This window comes from Candidatus Pantoea rara (genome assembly GCF_051136265.1).
GTDB lineage: Bacteria > Pseudomonadota > Gammaproteobacteria > Enterobacterales > Enterobacteriaceae > Pantoea > Pantoea rara.
This window is the reverse complement of the sequence record NZ_CP194942.1, coordinates 1,302,952-1,321,382: the sequence shown is the minus strand read 5'-3', so window position 1 is coordinate 1,321,382 and position 18,431 is coordinate 1,302,952. Positions and strand designations below refer to the sequence as shown.

Below are 18,431 nucleotides of genomic sequence, written 5' to 3'. Positions count from 1 at the left end.
CAGCGAGACAACATTCAGAATCAGAAAGACCCGTAATGCCCGAAGAGCAAAGCCTCCACGCCAGGGATGCGGGAATCCTTTGCGATCGGGTATTACGGGCCTGTCGGCGGCTCCCGACTCACAGCAACGCGTTCCTGGCTCCCCTCGCGCACAAAAAAACGGCAGGCCGGGTTTCCCCTGACCTGCCGTTTCTGCAACGAACCTCAGCTTACGTCAGACAAATTACTCTTCGTCTTCAGCGGCGTCGTCTTCGTCTTCTGCGTCCGCTTCCGGTGCACTCTCTTCATCGTCGATCTCTGCCTCTGGCGCGATATCATCCTCGCCTTCCGCCACGCTACCGTCGATTGAATCCAGCTCTTCTTCTTCAACCGGCTCGGCAACACGCTGCAGACCGACTACGTTCTCATCCTCTGCGGTACGAATCAGAATCACACCCTGGGTATTACGGCCCACAATGCTGACTTCTGACACGCGGGTACGCACCAGCGTACCGGCATCGGTGATCATCATAATCTGATCGCCATCGACAACCTGAACAGCGCCAATCACCGGACCATTACGTTCGGTCACTTTAATTGAAATCACACCCTGCGTCGCACGCGACTTGGTCGGGTATTCACTGTTGGCAGTACGCTTACCGTAACCATTCTGCGTCACGGTCATGATTGCACCCTCTTCACGCGGCACAATCAGAGAGACAACGCGATCGCCTTCAGCCAGCCTGATGCCTCGAACGCCAGAGGCGGTACGACCCATCGCACGGACTGCGGTTTCTGCGAAGCGGACCACTTTACCGGCCGCTGAGAACAGCATCGCTTCGTCATTGCCGTTGGTCAGCGCCACACCGATCAGCTCATCGTCGTCACGCAGATTCACGGCAATAATGCCGGCGCTACGCGGACGGCTGAACTCTTTCAGCGCGGTCTTCTTCACGGTTCCCAACGCGGTCGCCATAAAGATATTGAAGCCTTCGGTATACTCACGTACCGGCAGAATCGCGGTAATACGCTCGTTGGCTTCCAGCGGCAGCAGGTTGACGATTGGACGTCCACGCGCACCACGACTCGCTTCCGGTAACTGATAAACCTTCATCCAGTACAGACGGCCGCGGCTTGAGAAGCAAAGAATCGTGTCATGGGTATTGGCCACCAGCAGACGATCAATGAAGTCCTCTTCTTTGATACGTGCGGCTGACTTGCCTTTACCACCACGACGCTGCGCTTCATAGTCGGTCAGTGGCTGATACTTCACATAGCCCTGATGCGACAATGTCACCACCACATCTTCCTGATTGATCAGGTCTTCGATATTAATATCAGCGGTGTTGGCAGTAATCTCTGTGCGACGCTCATCGCCGAACTGATCACGCATCAGCTCCAGCTCTTCGCGGATCACTTCCATCAGACGCTCGGCGTCAGACAGAATGCGTAACAGCTCTGCGATCTGCTCCAGCAGACCTTTATACTCATCCAGCAGTTTCTCGTGCTCAAGGCCAGTCAGTTTCTGCAGACGCAGATCCAGAATCGCCTGAGCCTGCTGCTCGGTCAGATAGTACTGACCTTCACGGATGCCGTACTGCGGATCCAGCCACTCCGGACGGGCGGCGTCATCGCCTGCACGTTCCAGCATCGCTGACACATTACCCAGATCCCACGCCTGCGCAATCAGACCCGCTTTCGCTTCTGCCGGGTTGGGTGCACGACGAATCAGCTCAATAATCGGATCGATATTCGCCAGCGCAATCGCCAGACCTTCCAGGATATGCGCACGGTCACGGGCTTTACGCAGTTCGAAAATAGTACGACGCGTCACGACTTCACGACGATGGCGAACGAAGGCGTCCAGAATCTCCTTCAGTGCCATAATCTTTGGCTGGCCCTGATGCAGCGCGACCATGTTGATACCAAATGAAGTCTGCAACTGGGTCAGTGAATAGAGATTATTCAGGACCACTTCGCCGACTGCATCGCGCTTTATCTCAATCACGATACGCATGCCGTCTTTATCAGACTCATCGCGCAGTGCGCTGATGCCTTCGACGCGTTTCTCTTTCACCAGCTCCGCAATCTTCTCAATCAGGCGTGCTTTGTTAACCTGATACGGAAGCTCATGAATAATGATGGTCTCGCGGCCCGTTTTCGCATCGGCTTCGACTTCGCCACGTGCACGAATATAAATCTTGCCGCGACCGGTGCGGTACGCTTCTTCAATGCCACGGCGACCATTGATGATGGCGGCGGTCGGGAAATCAGGCCCCGGAATGTGCTCCATCAGCTCTTCAATGCTGATGTCTTCATTTTCGATGTATGCCAGGCAGCCGTTGATCACTTCACGCAGGTTATGCGGTGGAATATTGGTTGCCATACCTACGGCGATACCGGAAGAACCGTTCACCAGCAGGTTAGGAATTTTGGTCGGCAGAACTTCAGGGATCTGCTCAGTGCCGTCGTAGTTCGGGACGAAATCGACGGTCTCTTTTTCCAGGTCAGCTAACAGGTCGTGGGCGATTTTCGACATGCGAATTTCGGTGTAACGCATCGCCGCGGCGGAGTCGCCGTCGATGGAACCGAAGTTGCCTTGTCCGTCCACCAGCATGTAACGCAGGGAGAAAGGCTGGGCCATACGTACAATGGTGTCGTAAACGGCAGAATCACCATGCGGGTGATATTTACCGATAACGTCACCGACGACGCGGGCAGATTTTTTATAGGGTTTGTTCCAGTCGTTACCCAGTACACTCATCGCAAAAAGAACGCGACGGTGAACCGGCTTCAGGCCATCACGCACATCGGGTAAAGCTCGGCCAACGATGACCGACATGGCGTAACCGAGGTAAGAATTTTTTAATTCTTCTTCGATATTGACCGGTGTAATTTCTCTCGCAAGGTCGCTCATGGAGCCGCTATCCCTCTACTTAATCCCGGATTTTAAAGGTGCGAAAGTATATCACACTGCAATGCTCTGGTGAACGTTAACCACCGATTTCCCCCGCTTTTCATTGCCCCTGAAAGGTGTGCCAACTGCGGTTAAGCGTTTATACTATGGGCACATTTTGTCAGGAGTTACGATTCAATGAATGCACAACCGCAGAATCATCAGCATAACGTCGATGCGCAGGAAATTGCCAAGTTTGAGGCCGTTGCCTCGCGCTGGTGGGATCTGGAGGGTGAATTTAAACCGTTGCACCGTATTAACCCGCTGCGCCTGGGCTACATCGCGCAGCACAGTAATGGCCTGTTCGGTAAAACCGTGCTCGACGTCGGATGCGGTGGCGGTATTTTATCCGAAAGCATGGCGCGTGAAGGCGCGGTAGTGACCGGTCTGGATATGGGAGCGGAACCCCTGGCCGTGGCGCGCCTGCATGCCATGGAGAGCGGCGTAACGCTGGACTATGTGCAGCAGACCGTTGAAGAGCATGCCGATCAGAACGCCGGAAAATATGATGTGGTGACCTGTATGGAGATGCTGGAGCACGTACCGGATCCACGCTCCGTGGTTCACGCCTGTGCGAAGCTGGTTAAACCCGGCGGCGAAGTCTTTTTCTCTACGCTGAACCGCAATCCCAAAGCGTGGCTACTGGCGATCTTTGGCGCGGAATATGTGCTCCGCATGCTGCCGCGCGGCACCCATGATGTGAAGAAGTTTATTCGTCCTTCCGAACTGCTTGGCTGGGTCGATGAAACAGCCCTGCGTGAACGCCACATTATTGGCCTGCATTACAACCCGGTGACCAACCGCTTCAAACTGGCACCCGGCACTGACGTGAATTATATGGTGCATACTCACCGCGCCAGCTGAGCAATCTGCCCGCCTGCATCCGGGCGGGCACTTTTTCCTTTGCCCGTGCTTTCTGCCTGAGCAGTCGCTGCCCTCGCTGCATCACAGGCATTCTGATAGTTGCCAATAGGTTACGTCATCCAAAACCCCGTCCGTTCACTGTTGCAGTTCCCTGCTAGCGGTTTTTAGCCATTTTTCATCCCTTTTCCTGCTGAATCTTAAGGATTGAATAAGAAACACGCGCCCGATCATATTAAGAAAAAAAAGTGTGATCTGGTTGACATGTTGCCAGGCCTTACAAGGCGTGGGCTAAGAAATTTCGCAAGAATTACAACCCCTCCAGCCATCATTTTTTGCTCTTGTTAAGCGGCCGTAAAATACTAAAATATGCCCCCATGTAGTTATGACTTTTCTCATCACCCCCTAGATGTAGTGTTTATCCACACATTATTCACAATGAATAGGCTGTGTATAAACCGGGATTTCTTTTAATTTTTGGATACTCACGCAAAGGTAAATACGCGACATGAACCAGAGTCTGCTCGTTACTAAACGCGATGGCCGCCAGGAGCGCATTGATCTCGACAAAATTCACCGTGTGCTGGACTGGGCAGCTGAAGGGCTGAACAACGTCTCAGTGTCACAGGTGGAACTGCGCTCTCACATTCAATTCTATGATGGAATCAGAACCTCTGACATTCATGAGACCATCATCAAGGCCGCAGCAGACCTCATCTCTCGCGATGCCCCTGACTATCAGTACCTGGCTGCCCGCCTGGCAATCTTCCACCTGCGCAAAAAAGCGTATGGTCAGTTTGAGCCGCCGAAGCTTTATGACCAGGTCGTTAAGATGGTCGACATGGGCAAATATGATCGCCACCTGCTGGAAGATTACAGCCAGGAAGAGTTCGCGCAGATGGACGCTTTCCTCGACCACTGGCGTGACATGAACTTTTCCTATGCCGCAGTTAAGCAGCTGGAAGGCAAATATCTGGTGCAGAACCGCGTCTCAGGTGAAATCTACGAGAGCGCGCAGTTCCTCTACATTCTGGTCGCGGCCTGCCTGTTCTCTGGCTATCCGCGCGACACGCGTATGGATTACATCAAGCGTTTCTATGATGCGATCTCAACGTTTAAAATCTCGCTGCCGACGCCAATCATGTCAGGCGTGCGTACCCCGACGCGTCAGTTCAGCTCCTGTGTGCTGATCGAGTGCGGCGACAGCCTGGACTCCATCAACGCCACCTCCAGCGCGATTGTGAAATATGTCTCTCAGCGTGCTGGTATCGGCATCAATGCCGGTCGTATCCGTGCGCTGGGCAGCCCGATTCGCGGCGGTGAAGCGTTCCATACCGGCTGTATCCCGTTCTACAAGCATTTCCAGACTGCGGTGAAGTCCTGTTCTCAGGGCGGCGTGCGTGGCGGCGCAGCGACGCTGTTCTACCCGATGTGGCATCTGGAAATAGAAAGCCTGCTGGTGCTGAAGAACAACCGCGGTGTTGAAGGCAACCGCGTGCGTCATATGGATTACGGTGTACAGCTCAACAAGCTGATGTATCAGCGCCTGCTGAAAGGCGAAGATATCACCCTCTTCAGTCCGTCTGATGTACCTGGCCTGTATGATGCGTTCTTCGCCGATCAGGACGAGTTCGAACGCCTTTATACCAAATATGAGCAGGATCAGAGCATCCGCAAGCAGCGTGTTAAAGCGGTCGATCTGTTCTCACTGATGATGCAGGAACGCGCGTCAACCGGCCGTATCTATATTCAGAACGTCGATCACTGCAACACCCACAGCCCGTTTGATCCGCGCATCGCGCCGGTTCGCCAGTCTAACCTCTGCCTGGAAATCGCCCTGCCGACCAAACCGCTGGAAGATGTTAACGACGAAAACGGTGAGATTGCCCTGTGCACGCTCTCTGCGTTCAACCTCGGTGCCATCGAAAGCCTCGACGATCTGGAAGAGCTGGCTACCCTGGCAGTACGTGCGCTTGATGCGCTGCTCGATTATCAGGATTACCCGATTCCGGCTGCCCAGCGTGGCGCAATGGGTCGTCGTACCTTGGGTATCGGCGTCATCAACTATGCCTACTATCTGGCGAAGCATGGTGTGCGCTACTCCGATGGCAGTGCCAATGGCCTGACCCACAAAACCTTTGAAGCGATTCAGTATTACCTGCTGAAAGCCTCAAACGCGCTGGCGAAAGAGCAAGGTGCCTGCCCGTGGTTCAACGAAACCACCTATGCGCAGGGCATCATGCCGATCGACACCTACAAGAAAGATCTGGACGCGATAAGCAACGAACCGCTGCATCTCGACTGGGACAGCCTGCGTGAAGAGATCAAAACACACGGCCTGCGCAACTCGACCCTGTCTGCGCTCATGCCGTCTGAGACCTCGTCGCAGATCTCCAATGCCACCAACGGTATTGAGCCACCACGTGGTCACATCAGCATCAAAGCATCGAAAGATGGCATCCTGCGTCAGGTCGTGCCGGAGTATGAGCGTCTGAAAGATCAGTACGAACTGCTGTGGGAAATGCCGAACAACGACGGCTACCTGCAACTGGTGGGTCTGATGCAGAAATTCATCGACCAGGCGATTTCGTCCAACACCAATTACGATCCGTCACGTTTTACCAACGGCAAAGTGCCGATGAAACAGCTGCTGAAAGATCTGCTGACGGCATACAAGTTCGGCGTGAAAACGCTCTACTATCAGAACACCCGTGACGGTGCGGAAGATGCGCAGGATGATCTGGCACCTTCTATCCAGGATGATGGCTGCGAGAGCGGCGCCTGTAAGATCTAATGGCCAGGCGGGAGATGCTCCCGCCTCATTCATTTCACGAGGCCTGGCTTCGTCTACTTTTGGACAACTTTTATGGCTTACTCCACTTTCTCACAGAACAAAAATGATCAGCTGAAAGAGCCGATGTTTTTCGGTCAGTCAGTCAACGTGGCGCGCTTTGACCAGCAAAAATATGACATCTTTGAAAAGCTGATCGAAAAGCAGCTCTCCTTTTTCTGGCGTCCGGAAGAGGTTGATGTTTCCCGCGATCGTATCGACTACCAGGCACTGCCAGAACACGAGAAGCATATCTTTATCAGCAACCTGAAGTATCAGACACTGCTGGATTCCATACAGGGTCGTAGCCCGAACGTTGCCCTGCTGCCGCTGATCTCGATTCCTGAACTGGAAACCTGGATTGAAACCTGGGCGTTCTCCGAAACAATCCACTCGCGTTCTTACACCCATATCATTCGTAATATTGTTAACGATCCTGCGGTGGTGTTTGACGATATCGTCACCAATGAGCAGATTCTGGCGCGTGCTCAGGATATCTCTCGCTATTACGACGATCTGATTGAGATGACCAACTACTGGCATCAGCTGGGCGAAGGCACCCATCAGGTCAACGGTAAGCCGGTTGTGGTCAGCCTGCGCGCCTTGAAGAAGCAGCTCTATATCTGCCTGATGAGCGTCAATGCGCTGGAAGCGATTCGTTTCTATGTCAGCTTCGCCTGTTCATTCGCTTTCGCCGAGCGTGAGCTGATGGAAGGCAACGCCAAAATCATCAAGCTGATCGCCCGCGATGAAGCGCTGCACCTGACCGGCACCCAGCACATGCTGAACCTGCTGCGCAGCGGTGAAGACGATCCAGAGATGAAAGAGATTGCGGCAGAGTGCCGTGAAGAGTGCTTCGAGCTGTTTAAGAAGGCGGCGCTGCAGGAGAAAGAGTGGGCGGAATATCTGTTCAGCGGCGGTTCAATGATCGGCCTGAACAAAGACATTCTCTGCCAGTACATTGAGTACATCACCAATATCCGTATGCAGGCGGTTGGCCTTGATCTCCCCTTCCAGACGCGCTCTAACCCGATTCCATGGATCAACTCCTGGCTGGTGTCTGACAACGTGCAGGTTGCACCGCAGGAAGTGGAAGTGAGCTCCTATCTGGTCGGTCAGATCGATTCTGAAGTGGGCGCAAACGACTTCGACGACTTCCAGCTTTAATCATGAGCCGCGACGTTGTTATTCTGCGCAGTTCCGGCACCCGGCTGGAATGTACAGACGAGCATACAAATCTGCTGACGCTGCTGGAAGCGAATAATCTTTGCGTGGAGTTTCAGTGCCGGGAAGGTTACTGCGGCTCCTGCCGGATGCGGCTGCTGAAAGGCGAAGTGCATTACCCTCAGCGGCCGCTGGCCTTTGTGCAGCAGGATGAGATCCTGCCCTGCTGCTGCAAAGCTAAAGGCGAGATTGAGCTTGAGTTATAACTGAGATGGGACACGTCTGGCCTGATTGGCGTTGAGATCGGGTTAGCTTATCTCTTGCTGCAGTAATGGCCCTGCATGAAGTTGATCAGCAAACTGAAACAAAACGGGCGCCCCAGGCGCCCGTTTTGTTTGCACTGACATTATTGTCTGACAGTTTCAACCACATCAATCCAGCCGTGACCGGTGCTGACTTCGCTGCCGTGTAACCAGCGGCGCAGCATGTTCATTGCCATCATCGCCACCACCTTCTGCCGCGTCTCCAGATTATAGCGACCCGTGCTGAACTTCACGCGCTGGCCAAAACTGCCTTCCGGTGTATGCAGTGCCACAGAAATCTCTTCCTGATCCAGACGACCCACAGAGAGCGCCAGCGCTGCCTGCTGCTGTACGGCAAGATTGCGGGTGCGTGTCATCTGCTGCTCCAGTGTCTCCTGCTGGCCTGCCAGGATGTCAGCGCCACGCAACGGCACGCTGGCGGCAGCCAGTTGCCAGTAAAGCAGCCCGGCAGTGTATTGCTCGCTGACCGTCAGGTACTCCCCGCGCTGCTCCAGCTCACGGGCCAGCAACGCTGGTAAGCCTTCCGTGCCTTCAAAGATAGTGCACTCCGCCAGTAACAGACGCACCTGCTGCCACACCTGCTCCATCGCTACGCGCTGACTGGCCGGGCCGGTCAGTTTGATCTCGATAATCGGCATTGATGAGCGATAGCCCATCACCACACCTTCCGGCAACGCCAGCGGCTCCAGTTCGGCGGCAATATCACTTTCACCGCGGCCAAAGGTGGTCAGTCGCAGACAAATCGGCGGTTCAGGCGGCGAGAATTTTGCATTCAGACGGGGAATGATCTGCTGCTCCACCATCACCTTAAATTCAGATGGCACGCCAGGCGTGAAGAACATCCAGCAGCGATTGAGTTGCAGTGCAAAGCCACAGGCAGTTCCGACCGGATTATCAATCAGCTCCGCATTGGCCGGGATTTCAGCCTGCTTGCGATTGCTGTCCGCCATCACCCGTCCGCGGCTGGCGAACCAGGCTTCCATCTGTTCGAGCCAGCTCTGCTGCATCTCCAGTTCCACCCCACAGGCCCTGGCCGCTGCCAGCGCACTGAGATCGTCACTGGTTGGCCCCAGGCCGCCATTGACTATCAGCACATCAGCTTCATGGCTGCGCGCCTGCAGCGTGGCAATTAGCGACGCCAGTGAGTCCCCTACCGTGGTGCGGCTGGTCATCGGTAAACCCTGCTGGAACAGCATATCCGCCAGCCAGGCGGCATTGGTATCGACGATTTGGCCATGCAGCACCTCATCCCCGGTCGACAGCATCTCTACTCTAATCACGTCGGATTCTCCTTTTCACGTTTGCTTTACTGTAGGAATTCTTCATGCGAAACACAATCGGCATCACGCGTGTTTGTCACCGTTGCGCCTAAGGCACGTTGCGCATAAAAGAGAGTGAGGGCAAAGCGGGATTGAAGGGAAATGGGTATGTTGTGCACGTTAAAAAACCAATAAAAACGGCGGGATTTCCCCGCCGCTTTTTTACTGCAGATGCCTGCTAAAATTTAACAGCGAGTCGAGATTAGCGACGCGCCAGCAGCAGACCGAGTACCAGACCGGCGGTTGCGCCGATACCCACACCCTGCCACGGTTTTTCGTGCACGTAATCATCTGCACGGTAAGCCGCCTGTTTAGCGCGATAATAGTAACTATCGGACGCCTGGCTGACACGGGATTTCACCTCGTTCAGCGCCTGTTCGGCTTTGCTTTTAAGCTCAATGTACTTCTGATCGGCTGGATCGCCTGATGCCTTAAGCACTTCTTCCAGGGTTTCGGTCAGTAACGCAATATCGTCATCGAGGCCCGATTCGAATTGATTTGTCTGATTTACCATCATTTCCTCCGTGTGAATTGCAAAGCAGTTCATTAACTATAGACATAATCTGGCGCTCTGCCGTTTTCCTGCTCCAGGAATCCCCTGATTTTTCATCTGTTAATCCTGCTCAGTGCAGGCTGTGCGCCGTTTCGCTACGCAAAGAAGTGTAAGACGCAGCGGCAACCGCCGAATTTCGCTTCGCTTCTTTGATTAATCTGATAAATTTTGTCGTGACTGAATTTTCCAGTAACCCTACTGTCGTACCCCTCTGTTGCCTGTGATTATCGGGCCATGAAAGTGCATGTTGCACAACAGTCACGACACCCTCGAACAGCTAAGGAATGATCTCTGGCATGAATCGAAGAATGTTTATGAAAGCGTCAATGGCCTTCTCTGCCGTCAGCGGCATGACCGGCCTGTCAACGCTGTTTGCGCAATCCGCATGGGCAGAAGATGGCATTGCTGACGGAACTGCCGTACGCTTCGATTTCGACGTATTGAAGAAAAACGCGGCTGCGCTGGCGAAGAAACCCTGGGGCGGTGCACCAGGCGCATTGCCGGAGACGCTGGCCACACTGACCCCGCAGGCGTACAACGAAATTCAGTATGACGCCAACCACTCACTCTGGAATAACCTGCCCGATCGTCAGCTGGACGTGCAGTTCTTCCACGTCGGTATGGGCTTCAAGCGCCGCATACGCATGTTCTCTGTTGACGGCGAAAGCCGCCAGGCGCGCGAAATTCACTTCCGCCCCGAACTGTTCAACTACAACAACGCCAACGTCGATACGAAGCAGCTGGAGGGCAAAACAGACCTCGGCTTCGCCGGTTTCCGCGCCTTTAAAAAACCGGAACTGGCCCGTCGCGACATCGTCTCTTTCCTTGGCGCAAGTTACTTCCGTGCGGTGGACGATACTTACCAGTACGGCCTCTCGGCGCGTGGTGTCGCGATCAACACCTTCAGCAATGGCCAGGAAGAGTTCCCCGATTTCACCGCCTTCTGGTTTGAAACGCCAAAAGCGGACGATACGACATTTACCTGCTACGCCCTGCTGGATGGTGCCAGTGTCACCGGTGCCTATAAGTTCATCATCCACTGCGAAAAGAAACGTGTGGTGATGGAGGTGGAAAACCATCTGTTTACGCGTAAAGAGATCCGTCAGATTGGCATCTCGCCAATGACCAGTATGTTCAGCTGCGGCACCAACGAGCGCCGCATGTGCAACACCTACCATCCGCAGATCCATGACTCCGATCGTCTGGCAATGTGGACCGGTAAAGGCGAATGGATTGCCCGTCCGCTGAATAATCCACAGCGTCTGCAGTTCAACGCCTATGAAGATGAGAATCCGCGTGGCTTTGGCCTGCTGCAGTTGAATCACGACTTCAAAGATTATCAGGATGTGATTGGCTGGTATGACAAACGTCCGAGCCTGTGGGTTGAGCCAGTCGGCAAGTGGGGCAAAGGCGCGATTAACCTGATGGAGATCCCGACTACCGGTGAAACGCTGGATAACGTGGTCTGCTTCTGGCAACCGGCTGAGCCGGTAAAAGCGGGCAGCGAGCTGAACTTCTCCTACAAGCTTTACTGGAGTGGTCTGCCACCGGTGCGTAGCGGACTGGCGCGCGTGGATGCAACCCGAACCGGTATCGGTGGTTTCCCGGAAGGATGGGCGCCCGGCGAACACTTCCCGGAAACCTGGTGTCGCCGCTTTGCCATCGATTTTATTGGTGGTGATCTGCAGGCCGCTGCACCGAAAGGCATTGAGCCGGTCATTACCGTTTCATCCGGCAGCGTGAAGCAGGTTGAGATTCTGTATGTCGATCCGCTCAAGGGTTACCGCATTCTGTTTGACTGGTATCCGAACAGCGATTCCACCGAGCCGGTGGAGATGCGTCTGTTCCTGCGCAGCAAGAATGAGACGCTGAGTGAAACCTGGCTCTATCAGTATTTCCCGCCTGCGCCGGATCAGCGCAAATATGTCGATGACCGTCAGATGACGGTGGGTTGATGGAAAAAGGCGAGGCTCAGGTCTCGCCTTTTTTATGGCGCATTCTTCAGCATATTGACGTGAGGAATGCCATCTTCCAGGTAGTTCTCCCCCACCGCCACAAAGCCATGCTGCCCATAGAAATTTTCCAGATGTGCCTGAGCGGAGAGAAACATGTCACGGCCTGGCCAGTGCTGCTGACAACTGCTGATCGCCTGCTCCATCAGACGATTGCCCAGACGCGCACCGCGAACCCGATCTGAAACGATTACGCGTCCGATTTTCACCGGGCTGTTCTCATCCTCTGGCGTGATAAGTCGCGCATAGGCCACCAGTTCATTGTCCGCCATGCCCAGCAAATGCCGGTTTTCCGCCTGTAAATCCCTACCGTCCACATCAAGGTAAGCACACTGCTGTTCGACCACGAACACGGCGCTGCGCAATGCCAGCAGCGCATAGAGTTCTGATGTGGTGAGTGCGCTATGGTGTTTATCCTGCCAGTCAATATTCATGGTCTCTCCTTTAAACCAAACACTCTACATCAGCACGGTGTCAGCATCACCTGCTGATGACCTCGTCTGACAGGCAAAAAAAATCAGGCCCGGAGGCCTGATTCATCAGTGGCAGTTATCTGCTTACATCAGTGGCTGGGCCATCTGCACCAGTCTGATCAGCGGCTGCGGGTAGACCCCTAACAGCAGCACCAGAATGGCAGAGATCAGGACTACCACACCACCGGCCGTAAATGCCCAGTTAGCCGGGGTATCACGGGTATGCAGTTCCGGCGGGCTGAGGTAGAGACTGACCGTCACGCGCAGATAGTAGTAGAGGCCAATCGCACTCCCCGCGACCACAGCACCGGTCAGCCACCACAGGTGAGCGCTCACACCTGAAGCGATAACGTAAAATTTACCGATAAAGCCCAGCGTCATCGGAATACCCGCCAGCGACAGCATCATCACGGTCATTACCGCTGACAGGATAGGACGGTGCCAGAAGAGACCACGATAAGAGTAGAGCGAATCGGCATCCGGGCCACGATACGGGCTGGACATCAGACTCACCACACCAAAGGCACCCAGGCTGCTGAACAGATAACCGGCCAGGTAAACGCCTGAGGTTTCCAGCGACAGCTGATGATCTTTCACTGCAATCAGCGCCACCAGCAGGTAACCGAGGTGGGCGATAGAGGAGTAACCCAGCAGACGCTTGATGTTGCTCTGCGAGATCGCCATCAGGTTACCGAACAGAATCGACACGAAGGCGATCATAGCCAGCACTGTGCGCACCGCTTCGCTGTCGGTCACCGGCGCGTACATGAACAGACGCATGATGACACCAAAAATCGCAATCTTGCTGGCGGTAGCCAGGAAGGTTGAAACCGGCGCAGGCGCACCCTGATAAACATCTGGTGTCCAGAGGTGGAACGGAACCAGGGAGAGCTTGAAGCCCAGACCGATGATCATCATGCCCAGACCCACCAGCAGCAGTGGCTCGTGAATCATGCTGTCCGTCAGGCTCTGACCCAGCGCAACGAAGCTCAGGTTACCGGAGTCAGCGTAGATTAGCGCAATACCAAACAGCAGGAACGATGAGGCCGCTGCGGAAAGAATGGTGTATTTCAGCGCCGCTTCCAGCGAACGTTTCTGGCGGAAAGCGTAGCCAATCAGACCAAACAGTGGCAGCGACAGCAGCTCAATGCCGATGAACAGTGAGGCCAGATGGTTAGCACTGGCCAGCACAATTCCACCGAGCGCAGCAATCAGCACCAGCAGATAGAACTCATCTTTGTTGTCCGGGTAGCCCGCCAGCCATGGATAGGCAAAGGTGCAGGTCGCCAGACTCGCCAGCATCACCAGCGCGGTGTAGAACATCGAATAGCCATCGACGCGCAGCAGCGGCGTGACATCCATCGCCCCCACCTGACCGACAAAGTACAGAGAGAGCAGCGCCAGGTTCAGGCCAACTACCGTTAGCGTGGCGTTAACGAAGTGGTTGCGTCGCCAGGCAATGGACAGCATCACAACCACCACCGTCAATCCGACGATTAACAGCGGTAGCAACGCAATCAATTGGTGAGGAGTTATTGTCATGGCGAATTACGGCCTTGTAGTTGAAATTGAAGCGGTAAACCACTGCTGAATATTGCTCATGGCAGCGTGCGAAGTATCCAGAATCGGCTGTGGATAGACGCCCAGCAGCACCAGCAGCACCACCAGAACACCGATGGTCATAAACTCACGCGGCGACATGCCTGGCAGCGGATCTTTTGATTTCGCTTCGCCATAGTAAGCGCGCTGCATCATCACCAGCGAGTAAATAGAGGCGAACACCAGACCAAAGGTCGCGATGATGATAATCATCGGCACCACCTGGAAGCTGCCGGTCAGAATCATAAATTCGCCGACGAAGTTACCGGTGCCCGGCATACCGAGGTTGGCGACAGCAAAGAAGAGCGACAGACCCGGAATCCATTTAATGCGCGACCACAGGCCACCCATCTGACGCATATCACGGGTATGCAGACGCTCATACAGCTGACCACACAGAATGAAGAGTGCTGCGGCGGACAGACCGTGTGCAATCATCTGAATCACCGCACCCTGCAGCGCCAGCTGGCTGCCGGTGTAGATGGCAATCAGCACAAAGCCCATGTGCGAAATCGAGGTGTAAGCAATCAGACGCTTGATATCGGTCTGCGAGAAAGCCATCCAGGCACCGTAGAAGATACCGATGATGCCTAACCACATGGCGATCGGCGCAAACTCCGCTGACGCGTTCGGGAACAGCGGCAGGCTGAAACGCAGTAAGCCGTAAGCCGCGGTTTTCAGCAGGATACCGGCCAGGTCAACAGAACCGGCTGTAGGTGCCTGGCTATGTGCATCCGGTAGCCAGCCATGCAACGGTACGACCGGCATCTTCACCGCAAAGGCGATAAAGAAGCCCAGCATCAGGAGATATTCAACACCGCTCGACATTGGCGTCTGCAGCAATTGTTCGTAGTTGAATGTCCATACGCCGGTTGCGTTGTAGTGAACAAACACCAGGCCCAGAATTGCAATCAGCATCACCAGACCCGAAGCCTGGGTATAGATGAAGAATTTGGTCGCGGCGGAAATACGGGTTTTGCCGTCTGATGCTTTATGACCCCAGAGCGCGATGAGGAAGTACATCGGCACCAGCATCATTTCCCAGAAGAAGAAGAACAGGAACAGGTCGATGGAGAGGAACACACCGATTACGCCGCCCAGAATCCACATCAGGTTCAGGTGGAAGAAGCCCTGATACTTTGAGATCTCATTCCAGGAACAGAGCACCGCCATCAGACCGAGCAGGCCGGTCAGCACCACCATCAGTAGCGACAGGCCATCAATGGCTAAATGGAAGCTGATGCCGAAGCGTGGGATCCACGGAACGGAGAAACTTGACTGCCACTGCGGAATGCCCGCTGCCTGCGTCAGTGAATAGCCTCCCTGCAACCAGAGTTGCAGCGAAAGCGCCAACGTCAGTCCCATGGTAATCAGCGCGATCCAGCGTGGCACCTTCGCGCCAAGGCGCTCAGTGAGCCAGCAGATCAGACCGCCGACGAAGGGTATGATAATTAGCCAAGGTAATAACACGGCACACTTCCCTTTTCTTTGTCTTAGTTCGGGCTATCTTGCTTGCCATTTTGATTCCCGGCAGTACTTGCAATCCTCACATACCTCGGTATGCTGCGGTTGCTGCGCGCTGGCGGTAACCAAACTGGCTGCGACGATAACGCCCTTGCTCAGGACAATTTTTGACATTCTCAATGGGCAGATTAACTAACCTGCCCCGCTCATCAATCTTTAAATCACCAGCAGCAGAGCCAGCACCAGTACGGCACCCAGGCTCATTGACGCAACATACCAGCGCAGGTAGCCATTCTCACTGACCACCAGGCCTTTGTTGGCAATGCGTGACAGCAGCGCAGGCAGGTTCATCAGACCATTCAGTGGGTCGCGCTTCAGCAGCCACGCAATACCCAGGTAAGGTTTGACGAACACTTTATCGTAGAGCCAGTCGAAGCCCCAGGCCGCAAACCACCAGGTGCCGAAGAAGCGGCCTGGCGCACTGTTTGCGATACGGGTAACCAGTTCACGTTTGCCCAGCCACAGCGCAGCAGCGATCAGAATGCCGACAATCGCTACAACGCCTGAGGTGATTTCCAGTCCCACTTTGCCCGCTTCACCAAACTCGTTGGCTGGCAATACACCCGCCAGCGGTGGCGTAATCAGCGCACCAATGAAGGTGGAGAGCAGCAGCAGCACAATCAGCGGCAGATGATGGGTAATGCCTTTACCGGCGTGCGCATGAATTTTCTCTTCGCCATGGAACACGATGAAGATCATGCGGAAGGTGTAGATAGAGGTCAGGAACGCCCCCACCAGACCCGCAACCATCAGATTGATGTGACCGTTAGCCAGTGCGCCAAACAGAATCTCATCTTTACTGTAGAAGCCCGCCGTAATCAGCGGCAGTGCCGCCAGCGCCGCGCCGCCAACCAGGAAGCAGGTGTAGACCAGCGGAATGCTCTTACGCAGGCCACCCATTTTGAAGATGTTCTGCTCGTGATGGCAGGCCAGAATCACGGAACCTGAGGAGAGGAACAGTAACGCTTTGAAGAAGGCGTGCGTCATCAGATGGAAAATCGCCGCATCCCACGCCTGAACACCCAGCGCCAGGAACATGTAGCCAATCTGACTCATGGTGGAGTAAGCGAGAACACGTTTGATGTCGGTCTGCACCAGTGCAGCAAAGCCTGCCAGCACCAGGGTAATTGCCCCGATGATTCCCACCAGATGCAGTACTTCGGGCGTCAGCAGGAAAAGACCGTGACTGCGGGCAATCAGATAAACACCCGCCGTCACCATGGTCGCGGCGTGGATCAGTGCCGAAACCGGGGTCGGACCTGCCATCGCATCCGCCAGCCAGGTCTGTAACGGCAGCTGTGCCGACTTACCGACCGCGCCGCCCAGCAGCATCAGCGTTGCCCACTGCAGCATATGGTTGTCTGCGGCAAAGTGCGCCGGAGCCAGTTCCATCATCTCGCGGAAGTTGAGCGTGCCCAGCTCGTTGTAAAGAATGAACAGGCCAAATGCCAGGAAGACGTCGCCCACGCGGGTAATGATGAACGCTTTCATCGCCGCTTTGCCGTTTTCCGGATTGCTGTAGTAGAAACCGATCAGCAGATAAGAGCAGAGCCCTACCCCTTCCCAGCCCAGATACATCAGCATCAGGTTATCGGCCAGCACCAGAACAACCATGCTGGCGATAAACAGGTTGGTATAGGCGAAGAAACGGGAGTAGCCCTCTTCTCCGCGCATGTACCAGGAGGCGAACATGTGAATAAAGAAGCCGACTCCGGTCACCACCGACAGCATGGTCAGCGACAGGCCGTCCAGCGCCAAATTCACCTTCATGTCGAAATTGCCGACATGCATCCAGGTCCAGAGTGACTGGGTGTAGGCTTGCTGACCATTGGCGAAGAAGTCGAAACCGATCATTGCCGTGGTCAGCGCTGCCAGACCCACGGATCCCATACCCACCGTAGCCGACAGGTTTTCTGACCAGCGACCGCGGGAAAACGCTAACAGCAGAAAGCCGATCAGCGGAAACAAGACAGTTAAATAGAGAAGATTCATCCGCGCATCTCGCTCACAGTATCAATGTTCAGCGTCTGACGACGACGATAGAGCTGAAGCAGCAGTGCCAGGCCAATACTGGCTTCCGCTGCCGCCAGGCTGATTGCCAGGATATACATCACCTGTCCATCGGCCTGACCCCAATAGCTCCCGGCAACCACCAGGGCTAAGGCGGCGGCGTTGATCATGATTTCAAGGCCGATCAGCATAAACAGCAGATTGCGGCGTATCACCAGCGACGTCAGTCCAAGGACAAACAGCACGGCAGCAAGAATCAATCCATGTTGTAACGGGATCATGCGTTCTCCTTTTTCACCTGAGCGGCGTCAGCATTACGGTTACTCAGGACTTCGCCCTGACGCTCTTCACGACCGATATGGAACGCCACGACCAGACCTGCCAGCAGCAGCATAGAGGCCAGTTCAACCGCCAGTACATAAGGACCAAACAGGCTGATGCCGACTGCTTTGGCGTCGATGATGGTGCCATCAATGCCCTGGTCATTTGCCGTCAGGATGGCGTAGACCATCACGACCAGCAGCAACAATGAAACGATGCCCGGACCAATCCACAGTGACGGGCTGAGCCACTCCCGCTCCTGCTTCTCAGTCTGTTTGCCCAGGTTCAGCATCATGACTACGAAGACGAACAGCACCATGATGGCACCGGCGTAAACGATGATCTCCAGCGCACCGGCAAAATAGGCACCCATCGAGAAGAAGACGCCCGCGATCGATAACAGCGAAACGATCAGGTACAGCAACGCATGTACCGGATTAGTGTGGGTAATGACGCGCAACGTCGTCAGCACCGCCACCAGTCCGCAAAGATAAAACGCAAATTCCAT

14 protein-coding genes are annotated in these 18,431 nt (G+C 54.7%); 5 read left to right on the top strand and 9 right to left on the bottom strand.

All coding sequences use genetic code 11. The features are described from left to right. Nucleotides 1-222 precede the first annotated feature (222 nt). Nucleotides 223-2,895: a DNA topoisomerase (ATP-hydrolyzing) subunit A gene (gyrA, locus tag ACR8BF_RS06395; protein ID WP_313697951.1), complete on the bottom strand. Its 2,673-nt coding sequence runs from the start codon at nt 2,893-2,895 to the stop codon at nt 223-225. Nucleotides 2,896-3,072: 177 nt separating this feature from the next. Between gyrA and ubiG the strand changes: the two genes are divergently transcribed. The 4 genes from ubiG to yfaE all read left to right on the top strand — a co-directional run bounded on the left by ubiG (nt 3,073) and on the right by yfaE (nt 8,055). Next, nucleotides 3,073-3,798, top strand: coding sequence for a bifunctional 2-polyprenyl-6-hydroxyphenol methylase/3-demethylubiquinol 3-O-methyltransferase UbiG (gene ubiG / locus ACR8BF_RS06390; protein WP_179895224.1), 726 nt, complete (start codon nt 3,073-3,075; stop codon nt 3,796-3,798). Between the two features lie 505 nt (nt 3,799-4,303). Next, the gene (gene nrdA, locus ACR8BF_RS06385) at nt 4,304-6,589 is read left to right on the top strand and encodes a class 1a ribonucleoside-diphosphate reductase subunit alpha (protein WP_179895223.1); all 2,286 of its coding nucleotides are present in this window, start codon (nt 4,304-4,306) and stop codon (nt 6,587-6,589) included. A 72-nt stretch (nt 6,590-6,661) separates the two neighbouring features. Next, nucleotides 6,662-7,792: a class Ia ribonucleoside-diphosphate reductase subunit beta gene (gene nrdB, locus ACR8BF_RS06380; RefSeq protein ID WP_179895222.1), complete on the top strand. Its 1,131-nt coding sequence runs from the start codon at nt 6,662-6,664 to the stop codon at nt 7,790-7,792. A gap of 2 nt (nt 7,793-7,794) precedes the next feature. Next, on the top strand, nt 7,795-8,055 hold the full coding sequence (gene yfaE, locus ACR8BF_RS06375) for a class I ribonucleotide reductase maintenance protein YfaE (protein ID WP_010258095.1): 261 nt from the start codon (nt 7,795-7,797) through the stop codon (nt 8,053-8,055). A 140-nt stretch (nt 8,056-8,195) separates the two neighbouring features. Here yfaE and ACR8BF_RS06370 read toward each other — a convergent pair whose 3' ends face one another. Beyond that, on the bottom strand, nt 8,196-9,392 hold the full coding sequence (locus tag ACR8BF_RS06370; protein WP_434745732.1) for a nicotinamide mononucleotide deamidase-related protein YfaY: 1,197 nt from the start codon (nt 9,390-9,392) through the stop codon (nt 8,196-8,198). 241 nt (nt 9,393-9,633) lie between these two features. Beyond that, nucleotides 9,634-9,945 carry a stress response protein ElaB gene (elaB, locus tag ACR8BF_RS06365; RefSeq protein ID WP_434745923.1) on the bottom strand — a complete coding sequence of 104 codons (312 nt, stop codon included), beginning with the start codon at nt 9,943-9,945 and terminating at the stop codon, nt 9,634-9,636. A gap of 335 nt (nt 9,946-10,280) precedes the next feature. Here elaB and ACR8BF_RS06360 point away from each other — a divergent pair, with 335 nt between their 5' ends. Continuing rightward, nucleotides 10,281-11,939: a glucan biosynthesis protein D gene (locus ACR8BF_RS06360; protein WP_434745731.1), complete on the top strand. Its 1,659-nt coding sequence runs from the start codon at nt 10,281-10,283 to the stop codon at nt 11,937-11,939. 32 nt (nt 11,940-11,971) lie between these two features. Here ACR8BF_RS06360 and ACR8BF_RS06355 read toward each other — a convergent pair whose 3' ends face one another. The 6 genes from ACR8BF_RS06355 to nuoJ form a co-directional block, all read right to left on the bottom strand. Further along, nucleotides 11,972-12,430 (bottom strand): GNAT family N-acetyltransferase, encoded by a 459-nt coding sequence (locus ACR8BF_RS06355; protein ID WP_434745730.1) that lies wholly within the window; start codon nt 12,428-12,430, stop codon nt 11,972-11,974. A gap of 123 nt (nt 12,431-12,553) precedes the next feature. After that, entirely contained in the window at nt 12,554-14,011 is a 1,458-nt protein-coding gene (gene nuoN, locus ACR8BF_RS06350) for an NADH-quinone oxidoreductase subunit NuoN (protein ID WP_003854230.1), read from the bottom strand. A gap of 6 nt (nt 14,012-14,017) precedes the next feature. Beyond that, nucleotides 14,018-15,538, bottom strand: coding sequence for an NADH-quinone oxidoreductase subunit M (gene nuoM / locus ACR8BF_RS06345; RefSeq protein WP_010258081.1), 1,521 nt, complete (start codon nt 15,536-15,538; stop codon nt 14,018-14,020). Between the two features lie 210 nt (nt 15,539-15,748). Continuing rightward, the gene (gene nuoL, locus ACR8BF_RS06340) at nt 15,749-17,584 is read right to left on the bottom strand and encodes an NADH-quinone oxidoreductase subunit L (protein ID WP_313697963.1); all 1,836 of its coding nucleotides are present in this window, start codon (nt 17,582-17,584) and stop codon (nt 15,749-15,751) included. Next, complete coding sequence (gene nuoK / locus ACR8BF_RS06335; RefSeq protein ID WP_003854236.1) at nt 17,581-17,883, bottom strand: NADH-quinone oxidoreductase subunit NuoK; 303 nt, start codon at nt 17,881-17,883, stop codon at nt 17,581-17,583. Before nuoK ends, nuoL begins: the two co-directional genes overlap by 4 nt. Beyond that, the gene (nuoJ, locus tag ACR8BF_RS06330; protein ID WP_010258075.1) at nt 17,880-18,431 is read right to left on the bottom strand and encodes an NADH-quinone oxidoreductase subunit J; all 552 of its coding nucleotides are present in this window, start codon (nt 18,429-18,431) and stop codon (nt 17,880-17,882) included. The genes nuoK and nuoJ overlap by 4 nt, the downstream gene beginning before the upstream one ends.